The organism is Amycolatopsis sp. NPDC026612 (assembly GCF_040638285.1).
Lineage (GTDB): Bacteria > Actinomycetota > Actinomycetes > Mycobacteriales > Pseudonocardiaceae > Amycolatopsis.
Genome location: NZ_JBEZYB010000022.1, coordinates 43,952 through 64,723, shown reverse-complemented (window position 1 = coordinate 64,723; position 20,772 = coordinate 43,952). Strand labels below are relative to the sequence as shown.

Annotated in this window: 13 protein-coding genes; 7 read left to right on the top strand and 6 right to left on the bottom strand. The window is 71.0% G+C overall.

The features are described 5' to 3' along the window. Positions 1 to 58 precede the first annotated feature (58 nt). From AB0F15_RS21545 to AB0F15_RS21530, 4 genes are all read left to right on the top strand, one after another. Positions 59 to 472, top strand: coding sequence for a hypothetical protein (locus AB0F15_RS21545; RefSeq protein ID WP_360272884.1), 414 nt, complete (start codon positions 59 to 61; stop codon positions 470 to 472). A 1,170-nt stretch (positions 473 to 1,642) separates the two neighbouring features. Beyond that, positions 1,643 to 1,825, top strand: a complete 183-nt coding sequence (locus tag AB0F15_RS21540; RefSeq protein ID WP_360272881.1) for a hypothetical protein — start codon at positions 1,643 to 1,645, stop codon at positions 1,823 to 1,825. 11 nt (positions 1,826 to 1,836) lie between these two features. Beyond that, complete coding sequence (locus AB0F15_RS21535) at positions 1,837 to 2,142, top strand: hypothetical protein (protein WP_360272878.1); 306 nt, start codon at positions 1,837 to 1,839, stop codon at positions 2,140 to 2,142. Between the two features lie 33 nt (positions 2,143 to 2,175). Continuing rightward, entirely contained in the window at positions 2,176 to 2,670 is a 495-nt protein-coding gene (locus tag AB0F15_RS21530; RefSeq protein WP_360272875.1) for a hypothetical protein, read from the top strand. Between the two features lie 187 nt (positions 2,671 to 2,857). Here AB0F15_RS21530 and AB0F15_RS21525 read toward each other — a convergent pair whose 3' ends face one another. The 3 genes from AB0F15_RS21525 to AB0F15_RS21515 all read right to left on the bottom strand — a co-directional run bounded on the left by AB0F15_RS21525 (position 2,858) and on the right by AB0F15_RS21515 (position 6,978). After that, positions 2,858 to 3,742 carry an alpha/beta hydrolase gene (locus tag AB0F15_RS21525; protein WP_360272872.1) on the bottom strand — a complete coding sequence of 295 codons (885 nt, stop codon included), beginning with the start codon at positions 3,740 to 3,742 and terminating at the stop codon, positions 2,858 to 2,860. Positions 3,743 to 3,860: 118 nt separating this feature from the next. Next, on the bottom strand, positions 3,861 to 4,865 hold the full coding sequence (locus AB0F15_RS21520) for a GDSL-type esterase/lipase family protein (RefSeq protein ID WP_360272869.1): 1,005 nt from the start codon (positions 4,863 to 4,865) through the stop codon (positions 3,861 to 3,863). 37 nt (positions 4,866 to 4,902) lie between these two features. Then, positions 4,903 to 6,978: an alpha-L-rhamnosidase C-terminal domain-containing protein gene (locus AB0F15_RS21515; protein ID WP_360272866.1), complete on the bottom strand. Its 2,076-nt coding sequence runs from the start codon at positions 6,976 to 6,978 to the stop codon at positions 4,903 to 4,905. A 746-nt stretch (positions 6,979 to 7,724) separates the two neighbouring features. On the opposite strand from AB0F15_RS21515, the gene AB0F15_RS21510 reads away from it, so the two are divergent. After that, the gene (locus AB0F15_RS21510; protein ID WP_360272863.1) at positions 7,725 to 10,610 is read left to right on the top strand and encodes a glycoside hydrolase N-terminal domain-containing protein; all 2,886 of its coding nucleotides are present in this window, start codon (positions 7,725 to 7,727) and stop codon (positions 10,608 to 10,610) included. 144 nt (positions 10,611 to 10,754) lie between these two features. Here the strand turns inward: AB0F15_RS21510 and AB0F15_RS21505 are convergent, their stop codons facing one another. Beyond that, entirely contained in the window at positions 10,755 to 13,574 is a 2,820-nt protein-coding gene (locus tag AB0F15_RS21505) for a LuxR C-terminal-related transcriptional regulator (protein ID WP_360272860.1), read from the bottom strand. A 256-nt stretch (positions 13,575 to 13,830) separates the two neighbouring features. Between AB0F15_RS21505 and AB0F15_RS21500 the strand changes: the two genes are divergently transcribed. Together AB0F15_RS21500 and AB0F15_RS21495 are read left to right on the top strand one after the other, a co-directional pair. Continuing rightward, positions 13,831 to 14,376, top strand: coding sequence for a ricin-type beta-trefoil lectin domain protein (locus AB0F15_RS21500; protein ID WP_360272857.1), 546 nt, complete (start codon positions 13,831 to 13,833; stop codon positions 14,374 to 14,376). A gap of 112 nt (positions 14,377 to 14,488) precedes the next feature. Next, entirely contained in the window at positions 14,489 to 16,819 is a 2,331-nt protein-coding gene (locus AB0F15_RS21495) for a glycoside hydrolase N-terminal domain-containing protein (protein ID WP_360272854.1), read from the top strand. Positions 16,820 to 16,832: 13 nt separating this feature from the next. On the opposite strand, the gene AB0F15_RS21490 is transcribed toward AB0F15_RS21495, so the two are convergent. Together AB0F15_RS21490 and AB0F15_RS21485 are read right to left on the bottom strand one after the other, a co-directional pair. Beyond that, on the bottom strand, positions 16,833 to 17,810 hold the full coding sequence (locus AB0F15_RS21490; RefSeq protein WP_360272851.1) for an acetylxylan esterase: 978 nt from the start codon (positions 17,808 to 17,810) through the stop codon (positions 16,833 to 16,835). After that, positions 17,801 to 20,677 (bottom strand): glycoside hydrolase family 3 C-terminal domain-containing protein, encoded by a 2,877-nt coding sequence (locus AB0F15_RS21485; RefSeq protein WP_360272848.1) that lies wholly within the window; start codon positions 20,675 to 20,677, stop codon positions 17,801 to 17,803. The genes AB0F15_RS21490 and AB0F15_RS21485 overlap by 10 nt, the downstream gene beginning before the upstream one ends. Between the last annotated feature and the right edge of the window lie 95 nt (positions 20,678 to 20,772).

Below are 20,772 nucleotides of genomic sequence, written 5' to 3'. Positions count from 1 at the left end.
AGAGTGGTGCCGTGGACAGCCGTAACCTGCCTTCGCTGCCTGAGGTGATCATCGGCCGATGATCGTTACCGTCACCCCTCGGATGGGGGCGTGGACTGCGGAGGTCCGGGACCACCGGGCGATCTTCCGGTTCAGTCCGCCGTCCGAGAACCTGACCGCGCTGGGCGAGTTGCCGCGGGTGTGGCCCGGCCGGGGGCTGGGCGTGCTCGGCACCTCGTTGCCGGGGCTGCGGGCGGCGCTGGGTGAGGTGATGAAGACACCGGGGTACTGGCGTGGGCGGGCGGCGAGCCGGCCGGGGCCGGCCTGGGGAACGCCGTGGCGTGACACCGAGGACGGATTCGTCTACCTGGCCGGTCCGGCCGGGCGAGCTGGTCCGGCAGCCGGCTACCAGGCGGTCACCTGCTTCACCGTGGCGGCGGCGGACATCCGGGACCTGCGGATCCGCGTGTCCGGCTACCTGCACCGGCCCTGACCCAGCGGTGAATCGAAGTTTCCCCGAAGCCGGAAACCGTCCGATGTCGACGGCTATCGTCCGTTCGCGTGACGGATTGCCCCGCGGAGGGATCTTTCCGTTGTGGAGTGTGGGATGTGGCCAGTGCCCTGCTAGAAGTCCAGGTATGACGACTGCTGCTGCGCCCACGTCCGAGCGTCCACGTGACCGATCCGGACGGCCGGGAATTCTCCGGGTTCGCGGTGTTCGTCGCCTCCGCTCATCAGGACGACGCGGGCGGGTCAGCGGATGTGGTGCGGGGGCACGTGGTCACCTGGGGCCTGTACGACGTGGCGGCCGGCCGGTACGGCTGGAACTCCGCGTTGTCCCCGGCCGGTCTTCGGATCGGTCGTGAGCTGCTGCGTGAGAACGACATGGTCGAGCCCAATCTGCGTCGGGCCACCTGGAGGTGCTCGACCAGGACGTGTCGATCCTTCCGGAACGGGTGCTCACCGAGCCGGTGTCGGTGAGTTCGGACGGTCTCGCGCTCGGCTACGGGGGAGCGGCTTCGTTGCACCGCCGCGAGGACGGGAGCTACCAGGTCGCCGCCTGCTCCGCCGATGGGAGCCGCGGGTTCGAGGTGGTGTTCGCGCCGACGAAGCCCGCGACGCGTAGTCAGCGTTGCGCGAGGTGCGGCCGGTTGCGGGGGCTCCACGACCTTCCGGTCGTTCCGGCTTCGTGCCTACACCGTGCTCACTGCGTCGGCCACCACCCTTCGGCGCTGATAGAGCGCCGAATCCGGCCGGCACACCTCAACGCCTCAGCCGGATTGATGGGGAGTACCGCGGTCAATCATCCGAACGAGAACAAATCGCCACCGACGGCAGAACCGGCTTTCGCAGCGTCGGCGGATAACGCCACTCGACGTATTGGCAACACGCGCGGAATTCGAGGCAAACCTCGCCCCCAGCGCGGAACGGCCGCGCTTTCACTCGAGGCGCGGCCGTTCTGGTCGATCCCGGGTTGACCCACGTTTCGTCGGCTCCGGTGCTGTCCCTTGAACGGACGCACGCCCACTCTCCGGCGAGCCTCGGCAGGTGGTGCGCGGCCTGGCACGACCGGCGCCCACGGCCTCGGCCCGGTGCGTTCACGAACGCATTTCATGTACAGTTCGTTTTCAACGCGAATTTGACGACATTTATCACGATTTCGGTGTCGCGCACCGATATTCGTAACAGAGAACGTCGCGACCCCGACGTATGGGATACGAAGAAAAAGGTTCAAAGCTTGGCTGCGGCCGAGACGACGAGCGCATCGAACAGCACCGAAACCCGATATGAGCCCGCAGTGCTCGATCCCCAGGATGGCGTCATAACGCCGGAAATCCAGCCCTGAAGGGCATGCCCATGCGTACCTTCCGCCAAACCGGCGTCATTGCCCTGATGGCCGTTGCCTTTTCCGCCACTGGCGTGGCGGGGGCCACGGGGTTCGATCTGATCGTGGTCACCGCGACGGTCGACGGCAAGGCCGGCAACTGGGGACCCGGCCGATCCGCCACGCCGGAACCGACGCCGGAGATCGGAGCAACGACGCCGTCCGCCACACAGTCGGCGGAGCCGGTCATCCCTGCCACGACAGCCACGCCGACAAGCAGCACGCCCACCGAGGTGACACCCAGCACCAGCGAACCGGCACCAACGACCGAACCCTGAGCACCGAGCCCAGTCAATCGAAGGAGAAGTTCCATGCGAATCAACAACAAGGCCAAGTCCGCTCTCGTCGTCGCCACTGTCGGCGCACTGGTGGGAGTCGGTGGTTTCGCGGTCGCCGCCTTCGTTCAGGACAGCACCGCAAGCGGCGTGTCCGGCTCCGCCGAGGCGATGACCCCCGCCACGGTGACCGGTGCGCAGGTCGGCACGCTGCTGCCCGGCGAGAAGGCCTACGTCACCCTGACCCTGTCCAACCCGAACGCCAACGTGAAGATCAAGCTGTTGTCCGTGACCCCCGGTGATGTCGTGATCGACACCGTCGGGAACGTCGCCGACAAACCCTACTGCCAAGGTCAGCTCCAACTGTCCGTGGCCGGCGCGGACCCGCTACTGCCCACGCTCGCGGTGAGCGAGGCCAACTTCCCGTACAAGCTGACCGACGCCGTGAAGATGAAGGACGACACGGACATTCGCTGCCAGGCCATGACCTTCCACACGACCTGGACCGCCCAGTTCCAGGCCGTCCGCTAGAGGCAACCGGCGACAACCACGAGGCCGGCGACCACGTGGTTGTCGCCCAACCGGGCACCAGGAAAACCATGCCTCTGCGCTTTCGCGACCGCTGCGACTGCCGCGGTCCGCGAGATGAGCTGAGGTCCCGGACGTGCTAGGTGGCCCGGTGGCCATCGGCTACGGGGGTGACGTCGGCGTTTCCTCGCTACAGTTCTGCTTCCCAGGTGGTGCCGCTGGAGGAGGCGTCGGTGCGGAGGCGGTCGCGGGCGGTCGTGTCGGCGTACAGGCCCCAGCGCATCCAGTCCACGAAGGTGTTGCGGGCGCGGGTGTCCCGGAAGTAGCTGCTGTGGTCCGCGCCACGCATGGTGAGGAACGCCTTGGGCCGCGGCAGTTCCCGGTAGGCCTGGCGGGCGGAGGAGTAGGGGCAGAGCTGGTCCCGGTCTCCGTGGATGAAGAGGACTTTGGCTTTGACGGAGGGGGCTGGGTTGCCCATGTCCACGCAGGACATGGCGACGGCTGCGGTGATCCGGGGGTCGGGTGCGATGGTGAGCAGGCTGTGCGTGGTCATGCCGCCCATCGAGTAGCCGTACACACCTACGCCCGGCGTGGTGTTGAGGTGGCCCCGCAGCGGGTCGTCGGCCGTGTTGAGCGCCAAGGTCCTCGTGATGACTTCGGAGACGTCTCTGCCGAGGTTGCCGTTGTAGGTGTCGCCGATGTTCGCGTTGCGGAAGTAGGGTGCCGGCACGATGAAGCCCGCTGCGGCCAGGGGCTGGATGTGTGAGAGGGAGCCCTGCGGGCTGCCACCGCTGCCGTGGGTGTATTCGCAGAGGGGGAACACGCCGTCGGCAACGGGGGCGTTGGTGACGGGTCCGCCGCCGGGCGTGCCCTTGGCGGGGTAGTAGACGTAGGTGGTGATCGGGCGGTTGCCGCGCGTCCAGTTGTACTGGCGGACGCCCACGGCGAACGTGGTGGCCGGCGCGCCCAGCGGCGTGACGGTGGCGAGTGCCTGTCCCGCGCCGAGCAGGCCGAGGCCGAGGCCCGCTGCTCCGGCGGCGCCGGCACGCAGGAAAGTACGTCGTTGCATGGTCATGGACGACTCCGTGTGGGTTGGTGGTGTTGGCTCTTGTGCTGACGGGGCGGACCGTTACGCCCGGATCACCTGCCACTGCTGCTGGGCGCCGCCGGTCGCGGTCCACTGCAGCGGCGCCTCAGCGCAGGAACGCCGCGGCGGGCAGGTGCGCGTCGGCCATGCCCGAGGTGGTGAGACCGGCCATGACCGTTCCGCCGTATTCGGAGAAGTGCGCGTAGTCCTGAACACCGTCGTGCTGGACCGTCAGGTACAGCGGCCAGGACGCGGTTTCGCCGAGTTGCTCCAGCAGCGCCTGGCTGCGTGCGGTGAGGTCGATCAGCGGCACGCGCAGCTTGCCCGCGACGTCGCGGATCACCGCGGGCAGGTCGACGCCGAGGTTGTTGACGATCAGGCCGGTCGGGGTGAGTTTGCCGGTGGAGCCGAAGGAGTGTCGTACCGGCGGGGTGACCAGGACCGGCAGCCCGCCACGCTGGTGGACGCCGTCGACGAGCTTGCCCAGGTTGGCCCGAAAGGTGCTCTCCGGTGTGGTCTTGTCGTTGTGCGCCAGCTGGATCAGCACTTCGTCGCCGGGCTGGATCAACGGCTTCACGGTGGCGAACAGCCGCGGATTGCTCAACCAGCTCCCGGTGCTCTCGCCCGAGTCCGCGTAGTTGGCCACCACGATCCCCGGGCGCAGCAGCTGGGGTAGTTCCTGCGCCCAGCCCCGCTTCGGGCCTTTGAGCCAGTCCGACGCGGTGGAGTCGCTCACCACGAACAGCCGCGGCCGCCGCACGGGCGCGACGGAGACGCTCATCGCGGCCGGGTGGCTCCCCGTGAGGTGGACCTGCAGGCCGGGCGTCCCCGTCCCTTCTTCGCCGGTGGGCATGCTTTCCGGGCTGCGGACGTTCACCGCCAGCACCTCCCGGCGGAACTCGCCCGCACGGGTGCTCACGGGCGCGAGCACGGTGCGGCGGGCCTCCACCTGGACACCGGTCTGCGCAGCCTGGCTCGCGCTGCCCAGGGTCACCGTGACCTCGTAGTCGCCGGGCGCGACGGTGAAGGAGTAGTCGACGGCGTCCGCCGTGGTGGCGGAGCCGGGAAGCACGGACAGGGCGAGCAGTGCGCCGACGACGGGGATGAGCATGGTGTCTCCTGAGTGGAAAGGATGTGGTCGTTGGGGTTCAGCGATCAGCGGCCACGCGGTAGGTGCCCGGGGCGCTGATGGACAGGGAGACGTAGGACCCGTCGCTGCGTGCACTGCTGACTCCCGCACCGGCGGTGAATGTTCCGCGGTCCCAGACGCTCGTTCCGTTCACGGTGATGACAACGTTCGGGCCGTCGGCCGGGACGGCGATGGTGCCGCTGGTCCCGTTCGGGGCGGTGACGTCCATGTCGAACCCGCCGCCACTCGTGCGGCCCCACTTGACCGCCAGCGGCCCGTGCGGGGTGGGCACCTGCCCCACGGTCCAGGTCAGTGATCCCGGCTGCGGCTGGACGATCCAGGTGGCGTACCCGGCGCCGACCGGCCGGGCGCCGAGCACGCGGGCGGTCAGCTCCGAGGTGGGGGCGGACGCCCAGCCATGTGCCAGGCTCGTGCTGCCCTTCGGGATGGTGCCGTCGGGGTTCAGGTTCTCCCACAGGGCGCCGGTGTGGTTCGGGCCGGGCCTGACCATCTGGCCCCAGACATCACTCAGCAACTGCAGCGCGCCGGTCGTGTCACCGGCGGTCAGCCGGGCGCGCAACTCGAATCCGGAGACGAACGGGCTGACCAGCTTGGAGTAGCCGGTGTCGGCGGAGAAGGGCTGCGGGCCGTGGGGTCCCCAGAGGGCGGACTTCAGTTTGGTGAGGATGCCGGGAACGGCGCCGGCCGGCGCGACGCCGAACGTGACCGCGGCGGCGTTGGCGTCCTGGGCGACGGTGCCGCGCTTTTTGTCGCTGAGGTCGTAGACGCCGGTGCGGGAGTTGAAGAGGGTGGTGTTGATCGCGGTGCGCAGGGCCGCCGCCTTGTTCGTGTACTGCGTCGCGAGATCGGGCTGCCCCGTCTCCCGCGCCAAGTAGGCGGCCTCGGTCAGGTTGCGGAAGTACAACATGTTGTACATGCTCACCGCGCCGGTTTTGGTGCCGTCGTACCAGTCCCAGTCCAGGCCGTCGCTGGTGTCGGTGACCAGCAGGCCCAGCGAGTTGAGCCGTGAGGCGTTCCAGCCGAGCTGCCGCTGCACGATCGGGAACTGCTGCCGGGCGAAGGCGAGGTCGCCGGTGGCGCGGTAGTAGTCGGCCAGGTCGGGGGTGAAGTACAGGGAGTAGCTCGTCGAGTAGCACGAGGTCGTGCCCGGGATGGGCGGGCCGGTGTGCACGGGTGTCTGCGGCGCCAGGCACCCGGTGACGAAGCCGCTGCTGAGCTGGTGGCTGCCGAGCAGCCGGAGGGATTGCTTGAGGTACTCGTTACCGTTGGTGCCCAGGCTGACGTAGTTCGTCGGGCCCTCCGCATAGATGTCCCCGATCCAGACGTTGCGATCCCGCTTGGCTCCGTCCAGGATCAGGGGCAACGGGCTGACGCCCCCCGTCCCCGGGGGCAGCATGCTGAGCTGGTTGGTGTAGGCGCCGGCGTACCAGATCTTGTTCAGCTCGTCCGAGCTGGACATGAAGTACCCCTGGTACTCGTTCGCGGTCGCGCGGTAAGCGCTGAACCGGATGCCGGCCGCGCTGATCGTGACGGAGCCGGGGGAGGTGAGCGTGATCTCCTGGAACCGTTCGCCGCCCTGGATCAAGCTGTGGGTGATCGTTCCGGGCGCGCGGACGGTGTAGCTGTTGGCTCGGGACTTGTCGCCCGCGTTGAACGCGCCCCCGCCGTCACCCTTGGCGCTCATGAACTGCTGTCCCTCGCTGTAGGCGGCGCGCAACACCGGGCTGCCACTCGCTGCCGTCACCGTGAAGTACGGGAAGCCGCCGACGTCCTTGCCGTAGTCGAGGAGAATCACCGGTGCGGGGCCGCCGGGCATCATGGTCAGCTTGGTGCTGCCGCTCCCACCTGAGACCAGCGCGCCGGGGTTGGTGACGGTGCCCGAGGTGCGCACCACGGCGACCGGGGCCACGTTCGGCGTGGCCGGTCCCTGGACGTACTGCTGCCAGCCGGGGTTCGCCGGCCAGGGCGAGGAGTCCGCGGCGGCCCGGCCGCCGCTCACCATCGCCGCGGCCAGCGCCACCACCGAAAGTGCGGCGAGCTGTCCGCTTCGACGGCGACTCGATCGTCTGCTCATCGTCGGTCCTCTCATGGTGAGGGTCTCGGACAACCGCGTCGGCCGGCGGCAATGGGAAAGCGCTTACTTGGTCCGTGGAAACGGAAACTGCGTTTGCGATGGGAGTGTGTGCAAGCACTGCCACGTGCGGTTCTGGTGACGATGGAACCGCAAGTCAGGGGATGGCCGCAAGAGTTGCGCAGGAATTTCTGGGAACGTGCACAGTCGCGGGAATGTTCAGCGAGGTCAGCTGCAAAATGTCGAACGGTTCGAATCTGGCGACGGCTGTTCGGTCATGGCTCGGTGCGGTTCGGGGGGGTTTCGTGTCACGTTCCGGAAAGTCTCGCGCCACGGATTCCATCGTCGAATTTGGCGAAAACGGTGACACCAAGCCTCTCGTCGGCACTGGCTTGACTTTCGGCAAGCCGAAGAACCACCGGACGCGGCAGGGCCGTTGCCGCTGACCCGGCCGCCGTGACCTCGGCCGCCTCCTGACGTGATGCCGCCCCGGCCACAGTTCCGGAAACTACCCGCGCGACGGCAAGACATCATATGTCTCCTGACTGACGAAGCGTCCCGGCTTCCCTCCATGCCGCCGGATGCTGCCCGGATCTGGGCCGATCGGCGGCACTTTGCCGCACTGACCATCCCGGCTATGGACACCGGCCAGATCATCGGCTGAAAATCCATCACATGTCCTGGTCGTTCTTCGGTCCGGACAGGACGAGCGCGACGAGGGACAGCTGCCGGACAAAGGAGTTCGCGTGATGGACCTGCCCATCGACCGCAGGCGCTTCCTCACCGCCGCCGCGCTGACCGCCGGGGCCGCCGCCCTGCCCGGTGGGTTGCCGGCCCGTGCAGCGGCGGCCGTCCCGCCGCAGATCACCTTGCCCGAGCGGGGTATCCACGACACCGGACCGGCCACGTCCTGGACGGACGGTTTCCTGACCGGCAACGGTGAGTACGGCGCCACGCTGTACGGCGCGCCGACGCTGGAGAAGGTGATCTTCAACTACCACCGCCTCGTGCTGCCCAACGGCTCCCGATCGGTGACCCCACCGGTGATTTCGGGACGTCTGCAGGGGGTCAGGGACAAGGCGCTCGCCGGTGACTACGCCGGTGCGAACCGGGACTTCGCGGCCGGCTGGTCGCTGCGCTGGACCCAGACCTACCACCCGGCGTACGAGCTTCGGATCGCGACGCCGGACATGACCACGGCCAACGACTACGGCCGCGTGACCGACTTCCGCACCGGTGAGGTCAGCGCCAGCTGGACCGACGGCTACGGCACGTGGAGCCGCCGGGCGTTCGTCTCCCGCGCCGACCGCGTGATCGTGCACGAACTGACGCCGGCGCCCGGCCGGACGATCGACGCGACGCTGAGCGTGAACACCGCCTTGGACGGAGCGCCCGGCAGCGTGGGCTTCACGACCCGGGCCACCGTCGGCAACGGTTCCGGCTACCTGAACCTGCGCGGCACCTACCCCTCCGGACAGGGCGCGTTCGGCTACGAAGGCGTCACGCGCGTCGTCGCGACCGGAGGCACCGTGTCCGCCGTCGGGGCCACCGTTGTCGTGGCCAAGGCGACGCGGCTGCTGCTGCTCACCAAGCTCGACCGGTACGAGACACCGAACGCGTGGGATTCCCAGCCGCTGCACGCGGCGCTGGCCGCGGTCGACACCGACTACACCGCGCTGCGGTCACGGCACACCGCGATCCACACCGCCTGGTACGACCGCTCACGACTGGACCTCAACGTCTCGGCCGCCGACCGGAGTCTGTCGGTCAGCGAGCTGATCACCCGGCAGAACACCACCAAGAGCGTCATCGACCTCGCGCTGCTGGAGCGGCTCTACGACTCGGGACGGTACCTCTTCATCAGCTCGAGCGGGATCCTGCCGCCGCGGCTGACGGGAATCTGGACCGGCACGTGGACCGGCGCCTGGGCCGACGACTTCACCACCGACGCCAACATCAACCTCCAGGTCGCGGGCGGCAACATCCTGGACACCCCCGAGGCCATGCAGGGCTACTTCACCCTCATCCTCGGTCAGCTCGCCCACTGGCGCACCAACGCGCGGAACCTCTACGGCGCCCGCGGTTTCCTCGCCCCGTCCCGCACCGACGGCGAGTACGGGCACATGCTCCACTTCGACGCCGGCTTCCCCGGCCAGACCTGGACCGGCGGCGCCGACTGGCTGCTCTACCCGCTCGTCGAGTACTGGGAGATCACCGGCGACCAGGCGTTCCTGCGGGACAAGCTGGGCCCCGCGCTCATGGAACTGGCCCTGTTCTACGAGGACTTCCTGACCCGCACCGACTCCAGCGGCAAGGTCGTGTTCGTCCCGGCGTTCTCGATGGAGAACGCGCCCGGCAACACCGGTGTGCTCCTGTCCGTCAACGCCACCGGGGACATCATGGCCGGCAAGCACGCCCTCCAAGCCGCCATCTCGGCGGCCAACGCGCTCGGCGTGGAACAGGGCAGCGGCCAGGGCGTCCAGCGCTGGACGGCGTTGCTCGGGAAACTGCCCGCGTACCGGATCAACGGGGACAACGCCCTGGCGGAGTGGTCCTGGCCGAGCCTCACCGACAACTACAACCACCGGCACGTCCACCACCTGTACGGCGCCTGGCCGCTGCACGAGATCAACCCCGAGACCCGGCCCGACCTGATCGCCCCCGCGCTGCGGGCACTGGAACTGCGCGGCGACGAAAACCTCTCCGCCCACGGGAGCCTGCACCGGGCGCTGGCCGCCGCCCGGCTGAAGGACGGCGGGAAGGTCTACACCAACCTCCGCAAGATCATCGGCAACACCATGATCTTCCGGTCGCTGATGACGTCGCACAACCCGAACCTGCAGACCTACAACGCCGACGCCGCCCACGCGATACCCGGGGTACTGGCCGAGGCGTTGTGCTACTCCCGCCCCGGCGTGCTGGAGATCCTCCCGGCCCTGCCCGGGCAACTGGCCAAGGGCTCGATCACCGGCATCCGGGCGCGGGGCCGGATCCAGGTCCACAGTCTCGGCTGGGACCTGTCCGCCCGCACGGCCACGCTGTCGGTGACGTCGGCGATCGACCAGGACGTCACGCTGATCAGCCGCCGGGGCATGACGTCGGTGACCACGTCCGCGCCCGTCACCACCTCGCCCCTCGGCGGCTACGCGAGAGTGGTGTCCCTGAAGGGGAACCAGCGCACCGACATCACCGTTTCCCTGTCCCAGCCCTCGCAAAGCGGGTACGTCAGGGTGGTCAACCGGAGCAGCGGCAAGGTGCTCGACGTCACCGGCAACGGAACGGCCGACGGCGTCAAGATCGTCCAGTGGACCTGGTCCGGCGGCGCCAACCAGCAGTGGCAGCGTCTGTCCAATCCGGACGGCTCGGTCCGCCTGGTCAACCGCAACAGCGGCCGGCTGCTCGACAGCCCGGCCGGAGCCGGCCAGGGCACCCAGCTGGACCAGGCGCAGGACACCGGCAGCGACAACCAGTGGTGGAAGCTCGCCGACACCGGTGACGGCTACTACCGGCTCGTCAACGTCCGCACCGGCCTGTGCGCGGACGTGGAAGGCGGCTCGGCGAACGACGGCGCCCGAGTGATCGCCTGGGCCGTCAACACGGGCACCAACCAGCAGTGGCAGATCGTCGACGCATGACCCGGATGCCCGGGTTTCTCACCGGGAGAATGGTGAAGCAGCGCATGACGCATGCAACGGTGAGCACCATCGCTCTCCGCGGTCGAGCATCGTCGCCGCGACGTCGGCGCAAGCCCGGTCGGCGGCGGTGAGCACCGCGGGCTCTTATCGTGGCGGCCAGACCGTAGCCGTGGCGCCCATGTTTGCCAGCACGGCTTCGCCGCGTACTCGCTGTTCCCCGCCGAGGAGGACGAGCGTCCGGGCCCACTGGTAGCGGCAACCCGCGTGGTGCAGGGCGGCGGCTGCGGCGCTCAACTCGTCGCGGTCGCCGGCTTGCAGGGCCGCTGAGCGGTCGACGATGGCGATCGCGATCGGATTACCGGCCGCTGCCGAGCGGGCGCGCTGAATCCGGGCAGTGACGTCCTCGTGCCCGGACAGCACGGCCGCCTCGGCCCACAGTGCGGCGTACCAAGGCCGCCACAGGCCGCTGTACCACTCCTTCAACCGGTCCGGCGGGGTGTTGAGGACCTGCGCCGCTTGCTGGGGCAGGCCGCGGTGCAGCAGGAGCAAGGCGTCGAGGTACTCGCCGAAGTGCCGTTCCGACGGTGTGCGCCCGGGTGTCTCGATGGTGCCGGTGATGTCCAGCCAGGCGGCCCGGTCGTCGTCGTTTCCGCGGAGTCCGTGCACGGTCGCGACCACATGCGGGGCCCGGCTGAGGTTGCCGGCCCGGGGGCGTCCGGCCCGCTCCCATCCCTCGCGGAATCGCTCGGCCAGGGTGATCGTCTCGTCCCAGTCGCCCGCGAGCGTCGTGACGACGAGCAGCAGCCGGGTCGCCAGGTGCCCCTGTTCCCGATAGAACGGCAGATCCCGCAGGCGTTCGGCTTGTCGTCTCGCGGCCGGTAGGTCGCCGGCGGCGAGGGCGCAGTTCGCGGCCATGCCCACACCATCGAGGAGCTCCATCGCGGATGCGGCCGTCACCGGGACCGGCACGAGCAGTTCGCTGCGCCGCAGTGCGCCGGCCGCGGCGGCGCGGAGGTCTCCCCGGGTGAGCTGCACGGCGGTGAGCTGGTCCAGTACGGCACTTTCGATCAGCGGGTCGCCGGTGCGGCGGGCCAGTGTGAGAGCGCACTCGACGAGTCCGACGGTGGCCGGGTCGTCGGTGGCACTGTTGAACGCCTCGGCGGTGCGCAGTCGGGCCTGCGCGAGCAGGTCGTCGCCGGCCAGCGCCCATCCCTCGGCGATCAGCGCCTCCGCCTCACCGTCCGCGGGCGCGGTGGCGATGAGTCCGGAGCAGCGATTGATGAACTCGGCGTTCCGGGCGAGGTCACCGGCCGCGCCGGCCCGATCACCGCCGCGTAGCGCCGCGTCGGCTGCGGCCCGGCGCAACAGCAAAGCAGCGTTGCCGGCATGCCGCGCCTCCGCGGCACCCGCCGCGCTGCGCAGGGCGTCGGCGGCGGCCAGGTCGTCAGCGGCCAGCTCGGCCGCCTGCTCGTAGCGTCGCTGCGACTCGCCGGCCAGGCCCCGGGTGAAACTCAGCCCGGCCAGACCGATCGCCAACCGGTGAGCATCCGGGCGGTATCGCGCGGTGCCCGCCGCCCAGGCCAGCGCGGCCCGCAGCTCATCGGCGACCTCGTCGAATGCCGCCCGCCAAGCGTCGGCCGGTTCCCGGGACACCAGAGCAGCACCCTGGGCCAGGCACCAGCTCAGATGACGGGAGAACGCCTCGACCGGCTCGCCCGCCTCCTCGAGCCGATCGGCACCATATTGGCGGATGGTTTCCCAGACGCGGTAACGAGTTTCGCCCGGCCCCACGATCGGCACCAGCAAACTCTGCTCGGCCAGCCCGGCCAAGATGGCCGGAACGGCGTCGGCCGGCACTGGCGGCCGACCGGCCACGGTGGCGGCCGCGGCCGCGGTGAAGGGGCCGGCGAAAACCGAGACCCGGCGCAGCACCGCCTGGGCGGGCTCGGCCAGCAGTGCGTAACTCCAGTCCAGGGCCGAACGCAACGAACGGTGCCGGTCGTCGAGGCGCGGGCCGCCGGTCAGCAGGCGCAGCCGGTCGGCCAGCCCGGCTTCGAGCCCATCGAGCCCCAGCGACGGGAACCGGGCGGCGGCCAGCTCGATCGCCAACGCCATGCCGTCGAGGGCGCGACAGACCGCGGCGACACGTTTCATGTCCCCGGACGTCGGTGGGCTCCCGCCGGCCGCAGCTCGCCCGGCGAACAGCTCGACCGCGTCGCCCGGGCCGCCGTCGTCGGCCTCGACGGACAGCCCGGGCACTGCGAACACCCATTCGAAGGGCACCAGCAACCTGGCCCGGCTGGTGGCGAGCACCCTCAGCCCGGGACTGCCGGCGAGGAGCTGTTCCAGCAGGACCACCACACCGTCCGCCACGTGCTCGCAGTTGTCCAGCACGAGCAGCGTCTCCCGGTCGGCCAGGCACCCGAGGACATGGTCGGTGGCCGAGTGGCCTTGGCTCTCCGCGAGGCCGAGCGCGTCGGCGATCGCCGACGCGATCATCGACCCATCGGTCACCGGGACCAGGTCGACGTACCGGACGCCATCGGCGAACCGGTCGGTCACCTCACCGGCGATGGTCAAGGCCAGCCGGGTTTTGCCGACCCCGCCCGGACCGACGGCCGTGACCAGGCGGTGCGCACCGAGCGCCTCGGTGAGCGCTGCCCGTTCGGCCACCCGCCCGACGAAGGGCGTCAGCCGCGAGGGCAGCACGGCGGCGGCTGTCGTAGCCCTGACCGGTTGCGTCCCCAGCGCGGGCTGCGTGGTCGTTGCGATAACCGCCAGGGCGCGGCGATCGGCCACCCGAAGCTTCCGCAGCAGAGAGGAGACATGACTTTCCACGGTGCGGGTGGAGATGAACAGCCGGGCGCCGATCTCGGCGTTGGTCAGGTGTTCACCGAGCGCACCGAGTACTTCGGCCTCCCGTACGGAGATGCCCACCTCGGCAGGTACCTCCTGGTTGGCCACGTTCGGATTGTCTCTCGCCGGCCTGTCTCTGTCAGCCGAACGCGAGAACGGCGGAGGCATCCGTGGCGGCCACGGAATCGCCGGCTCCGTGGCGGGCACGGATGCCCGGCGGCCCGATCTGACTCAAGGTGGGTGCTAGGCCGAACGTTCGCCGCGACGCGACGACCTGCATCCGGTTCAACCGAGCGGTAGCCCGGCGACCACTGCGTGGCAGGGGCCATCCGGTCACCAACGGAAGGAAGAAAACGTGTTCAGATTGGCAAAAGCACTCGCCTGCGCCGGGGGCGCGCTCCTGCTGGCGGGTCTCGGCCCCGTCGCGGGCACCGCGTCGGCCGGCACGCAAGCGGCATCCACCGGGACCAGCACCCCGCGTCTTGGTGAGTTCCACCTGATCCGGAACGTCATCACGGGTTTGTGTCTTCAGGCGCAGAGCGGAAGCTTCGGTTCGCCGATCTTCCAAGCGAACTGCAACAGCGGCGTCGCCCTTCAGGGCTGGCAGACGCTTCCGACGCCGAAGACGAACCTGCTCAGGTTCGAGAGCCCGAGCGGGTTGTGCATGTTCGTCGGTGACAACCCCTTCAACGGATCGGCCGTGCTGCTGGACGAATGCCGCGTCCAAGGCGGGGACTCGGTCAGCAACGCCGAGTGGTCCTCCAGCGCTGAGCTGCCCAACTCGGTCTCGCTGCGGACCAGGGCGAACCACCGTGATCACAACCTCTGCATGTCCGGAACAGCCAGCACACTGGCCGTCCGTCAGTGCAACACCCTCAATTTCGACCAGCGCTGGTCCGTCGGCTTCTGATCCGTCCGGGTTCCGGCGGCCCTGGCGCAATCGCGCCGATCAGGGCGGTGATCGGGATCCTCTGGCATGATCGAACCCGGCTGGGGAACCCGATCGAGGATGAGTTGTGCCCATGGAACGTTCCCCGTTCTGGTTCGACGGTCCCGCCACGCGCTGGGTGGAGGGCCTGCCGGTCGGCAACGGCCGCCTCGGGGCGATGGTGCTGGGTGACGCCGCGCAGCTGTGCTGTTCGGTCAACGAGGACACCTTCTGGTCCGGGCCGCCGTCCCCTGGCGAACCGGACGTGCCGGCGGGGCTGCTCGAAGCTGTGGACGCGGAGTTGGGCGCGGGCCGGCACGTCGCGGCCGGCGAACTGCTCAAGGCCGCCCAGGGCCGCAACGCCGAGGCGTTCCAGCCGGTGGGTGATCTGGTGCTGCGCTGGACCGGCCCGCCCGGGCCGGCCGGTCCGCGCCGCGAGCTGGATCTCGCCGGCGGCGTCGTCCGGCACCGCCTGGCGGACGGGACCGTCGCCGAAGTCCTCGCCGAGGTGCGGCACGGACTGCTGCTGCTCCACTGGGAGAGCCCGGTCCCGAGGGACGGTGAGCTGTCCTGGCGGACGCCGCAGCGGCGGCACGCGATCCGGCCCCAGGGGGCGGACGCGCTGGCGCTCCTGGTGGCCGCGCCGTCGCGGGTCGGCCGCGACGAACACGGACCCGTCGTGGAGTACGCCGAACACGCCCTGCGCGCCGGCGCGGTGGCCCGTGTCCGCGTCGAGGGGGCCGGCTCGGTGGAGCCGGCCGCGGACGGCCGGGCCCTGCGGCTGCGCGGTGTCCGGGCCGTGACGGTCTTCGTCAACGTGGTCACGGGCTTCGAGGGCTGGGACCGCCCACCGGTGCGTGACGAACAGGCCTGCGCGACGGCCGCCGCGCGTGGCATCGCGCCGGCCGTTCCCGAAGCGTGGGCGGAACTGCGTGCGCGGCACGCGGCCGAGCACTCCGCGCGGATGGGCCGCGTCACGCTCCGGCTCGGCCGCCCGCCGGTGCCGCCCGGGACACGGCCGCTCGACGTCCGGTTGCGCGCCCGGGCTCGGGGAGAGCCGGACGAGCAGCTGGTGCCGGTGCTCTTCGACTTCGGGCGCTACCTCCTGCTGGGATCGTCGCGCCCCGGCACCGAGCCCGCCCACCTGCAAGGTCTGTGGAACGACCAGGTGACGCCGCCGTGGAACTGCGACTACACGGTGAACATCAACACGCCGATGAACTACTGGCCGGCTGAGCCGGCCGCCCTCCCGGAGTGCCACGAACCCTTGCTGCGCCTCGCGGCCGAGCTCGCGTCCGCCGGGCGCGGCGTGGCCCGCGCGCTGCACGGGGCACGCGGCTGGGCCTGCCACCACAACACCGACCTCTGGCGGGGGACCTGGCCGGTGGGGGAGGGCCGGGACGATCCGATGTGGTCGTTCTGGCCGATGGGCGGCGTCTGGCTGTGCCTGCACCTGGCCGAGCACTGGGAGTTCGGCCGCGACCGGGACTTCCTCCGCCGCACCGCCTGGCCGGTCGCCGCCGGGGCGGCTCGCTTCGCGCTCGACCTGCTCCACGAGGACGAAGGCGGCCTGCTGGTCACCGGCCCGGCCACGTCACCGGAGAACCGCTTCGTGACCGCGGACGGCCCGGCGTCGGTCGACCGGTCCACCACGATGGACGGCACCCTGCTCCGCGAGCTTTTCGCGTTCCTCGAACGGAGCGCGGCGGATGCGGGCGGAGCGGCGGACGCCGGGCTGCTCGCCGAGATCGCCGGGGCGCTCCCGCGCCTGCGGCCGCCCGCGGTGGGGCCGGACGGACGGCTGCTCGAGTGGCACGTCGAGCGCGGGGAAACCGAGCAGGCGCACCGGCACCTCTCGCACCTGGTCGGCGTTTTCCCCGGCAGCTCCTTACTTCCGGAGCACCGCGCGGCGGCCCGCCGCAGCCTCGAAGGACGCGGAGACGAGGGCACCGGCTGGTCGACCGCGTGGAAGGCCGCGCTGTGGGCCCGGCTCGGCGACGGGGACGCGGCCCACCGCCTGCTCGGCCTGCTGCTGCGGCCCGTCCCGGCCGACGGCTCCGAGGACGCCGGTGGCGTCTACCCGTCCCTGCTCTGCGCCCACCCGCCGTTCCAGATCGACGGCAATTTCGGGGCCACGGCGGCCATCGCGGAGATGCTGCTCCAGTCCCACCGGAGCGGCCGGCTCGACCTGCTCCCCGCACTCCCGGCCGCCTGGCCCGATGGCGAGGTGCGGGGGCTGCGCGCCCGGGGCGGCTTCCGGGTCGACCTGCTCGCCTGGGCGGACGGCGTCCCGGTCCGCGTCGACCTGACCGCCGCACCGGAGGCCGTCGACGGCGGCACGGTCCGGCTGTGCTGGCGCGACGCGGCCGGCACACCCCGCGAGCGGCTCTGGCGAGCCGGCGACGGCACCGTCGAGCTGACGTAGCCGAGCGCGCGGGTCAGGGAGCCAGGCCGTGCTCGTGCAGCCAGGCCAGCTGGACGGCCGGGCTCGAGCCGTAGCCGCCGCCGTGGTCGGCGAACGGCCAGACGGTCATCCGCCGGTCTTCGCCCGCGTAGCGGTTGAACGCCGCGTAGACCGTGGACGGCGGGCAGACCGGATCCATCAGCCCGACGCTGAACAGCGCCGGCGCCGTCGCCCGGGGTGCGAAGTGGACGCCGTCGAAGTAGGACAGCGTCGCGAAAGCCGGCTCCACGCCGTCGCGGCTGTGCCAACGCAGGTACTCGGCGAGCTCCACGTAGGGCCCGTCGCCGCTGATCTCCGCGGCCCGGCGGAAGTGGCACAGGAAGGGCACGTCCGGCAGCACGGCGGCCACCCGGCCGGGCGCCAGCCCGGCGACGGCCAGCGCCAGGCCGCCGCCCTGGCTGCCGCCCGCGACGATCACCCGGTCCGGGTCCAGGCCGGGCAGCTCGCCCACCGCGTCCACGGCGCGGACGCAGTCGGTGATCAGGCGCCGGTAGTAGTGGTGCTCGGGGGAGTCGATGCCGCGGGTCATGAAGCCCTTGACCCACTGGGTGCCCTCGCCCGAACCCCGGTCCGGGGTCTCGTGCCCCTGACCCCGGCTGTCGACGACGAGCTGGGCGTACCCGGCGGCCGGAAACACCAGGCGGTCGGTCGGCAGCCCGCGCCCTTGGCTGTAGCCGAGGTACGTGACGACGACGGGCAGCCGACGTTCGGCACCGCGGGGGCGCAGCAGCCAGGCGGCCACCGGCTCGCCGTTCCAGCCGGGAAAGCGCACGTCGTCGACGTCCACCGTGCGCAGCAGGTACTGATCGGTGACCCGGTCGGCCTTCACCGCCGCGCCGTGGCCGCGTGCCTGGCCGAGCGTCTGTTCCCAGAAGGCGTCGAAGTCCCCGGGGGCGGGCAGCTCCGGGCGGTAGCCGGTCAGGTCTTCGAGGGGCAGGTCCGTCAAGGGCACGGCGTTCCTCCCGGGAGGGGGGACGAACCGAAGCGGAAGCTCGCGAGCCGGAAGTCGCCGTGCAGGGTCAGGCGCAGATCGTGGACGCCGTCCAGCCCGGCGGCGAGCTCCCGGGCCACGATCGTCCACGCGTAGCGGCCGCCGGTGACCGGGACCGGGAGCACCGCCAGCAACCGGTCGTCCGCCCGGAATTCGAGCAGGGCTTCGCCCGGCTCCCCGGCTTCCTTGGCGACCTCGGCCTCGACGACGGCGGCACCGGACAGGTCGACGGAGCCGAACACCAGTGTCGCCGTCCGCGCGGGCTCGCCCGCGCGGACCGCGTCCCCGGTGGTGCGGCCGGCGTCGACGACCGTGACGTCCGTGTGGTCGTCGAAGCCGACGGCCGGGGTGGTCCGGTCGACGACCACGCGCGACGCGGGAGCGGGCCCGGTCACCGTGAGCCCCGCGGTGAGGACGACGTCCTCGGCGGAGCGGGCCACCATGACCTCGTAGGCACCGGGGTCCACGGTGAAGGCCCCGGTGGCGACGTCCCAGTGCGCGAACTCCTCGGCGGGCAACGAAAAGACCAGTTCCGTGTGGGCGCCCGCGGCGAGCCGGACCTTGCGGAAGTCCGCCAGCCGGAGCCGGGGCGCCGCATAGCGGGCGTCGAGCGCCCGGACGTAGAGCTGGGCCACCTCACTGCCGGCCCGCGCGCCGGTGTTGGCCAGCGTCACCGACACGTCGACGGAGTCGTCCCGGGTCAGCGTGGCCCGGGACAGCCGCAGGTCGCGGAAGGCGAAGCCGGTGTAGGACAGGCCGTGGCCGAAGGGGTACAGGGGCGCGGCCCGGTGGTACTGGTAGGTCCAGCCCGCCTTGATGATGTCGTAGTCGAGTGACGGCGGCAGCTCGTCGTCGCCGCGGTACCAGGTCTGGGGCAGCCGGCCGGCGGGGTCGGCCTCGCCCAGGAGCACGGAAGCCAGCGCGCGACCGGTCTCCTGCCCGCCGTGGGAGGTCCACAGCACCGCAGGCAGCTGCGCTTCCGCCCAGTCCAGGGCGTAGGGGTAGCTGCTCATCACGGCCAGCGCCGTCTCCGGGCGGACCGCGGCGACCGCGCGCAGCAGCGCCTCCTGCGCTGCGGGCAACGCGAGACTCCGGCGGTCCTCGGTTTCGCGGCCGTTGATGAGCGGGTGGTTGCCGAGCACCACCACCGCGACGTCGGCCGCCTGCGCGGCGGCGGTGGCCTCCGCGACGCCGTCGCGCAGCACTTCGCGCTGCCAGCACTCGGCGGCCTCGGGCGTCTCGGCTGTGACGCCGACCCGGCCGTCCGCGCCGTCGACGACGGCGTACCGGCCCGTGAGAACGCTGCGCAGTACCACCCCCGCGCCACCGTCGGGAGCGGGCTCCAGCCGGAAGGTCTCGTGCACGTCCCAGCTCTTGACCTGCTCCTGGTCGGCGACCAGCGACGCGTCGGCGTCCTTGAGGCTCAGGTACCGGCCGGTTGCGGCGGACTGCAGCGTCAGCACGCCACCCCAGTCGACGACGTCGAACGCGGTCTCGCCGAGCAGCGCGCCGGAGGTGCGCGACCGCAGGGTGATCCGGTCGGCCGCCGGCACGTGGACGACTTCGCCGCCGTGCGCCCCGAGTGCCGCGCCCAGCGCGTCCGCCACCGTGCTGCGGTACGGCATGGTGCCGCTGTACCAGTCCTCGCACAGCGTGCCGGCGAGCGGGCCGATGACGGCGACCCGGCGTACCCGGGCGGTGTCGAGCGGCAGCAGGCCGTCGTTCTTCAGCAGCACCACCGACTCGGTCGCGGCACGGAGAGCGAGCGCCTGGTGCTCGGGGCAGTTCACGACGTCCGGGCCGATCCCCGCGTAGGGATCGAGGTCCTCGTCGAACTCGCCCAGCCGGAACCGGAGCAGCAACTGCCGCCGCACCGCGCGGTCCACGTCGTCGGTGTCGATGAGGCCGCGGTCCAGCGCCTCGCGCAACCGTCCGATCGTGACGCCGCTGTCGAGGCCGTGGTCGGTGAAGCTGTCGATGCCCGCCTTGAGCGCGGCGGCGTGGGACTCGGCGTGGTCGTCGAAGTAGTGCTCGAGGTCGACCAGGTTGGACGGCGCTTCGGCGTCGCTGACGACGAACAGCTCGTGGCCGGTCGGTTCGGCCCAGCGGCGCAGTTCGGTCTCGATGAGCGGGCTGACGTGGCAGGGGCGGCCGTTCACCAGGTTGTAGGCGGCCATCGCGCCGGTGGCCGCGCCGTCGGCGACCACGGGCCGGAAGGCGGCGAGGTCGTACTCCTGCAGCACCCGGGGGCGCAGGCCGGAGGACGTGACACAGCGGTCGTCCTCGTTGTTGTAGGCGAGGAAGTGCTTGAGGACCGGGGCCGCGCGCAGGAACTGGGGGTGGTCGCCGGTCAGCCCCCGGCAGAAGGCGATGGCCAGCCGGGCGGTGTGCACCGGGTCCTCGGAGTAGCCCTCCTCGTTGCGCCCCCAGTGCGGGTCGCGCAGCAGGTTCACCGTGGGTGCCCAGGCCTGCAGGCTGTTGGCCGCGGTGCCCTCGACGGGCGGGCGGTGGTAGTGGAACGCGCGCAGTTCGACCGAAACGGCCTCGGCGACCTGGTGCACCAGCGCCTCGTCCCACGTCGCGCCGAGCCCCACCGCCTGGGGGAAGACCGTGGCCGGGCCGAGCCAGGAGACACCGTGCAGGGCCTCGGTCCCGGTGCGGAAGGCGCCGACGCCCAGGCGCGGGACGGCCGGGGCGTGCTGATGCACCATTGCGATCCGCTCGTCGAGCGTCAGCCGCTCGAGCAGGTCGTCGACGCGCTTGCGCAGCGTCAGCGCCGGATCGCGGAAGGGGAGCCGCTCGGCGGCGGGGGCGGGGAGCGAACTCACGTGGTAACCCTTCGGGTCAAGGCCGGATGTGAAGCGCTTCGACGGTCGCATGGGGGTGTTCCCCTGTCAACTACCAGGAGTTTTGACCGCGAAGA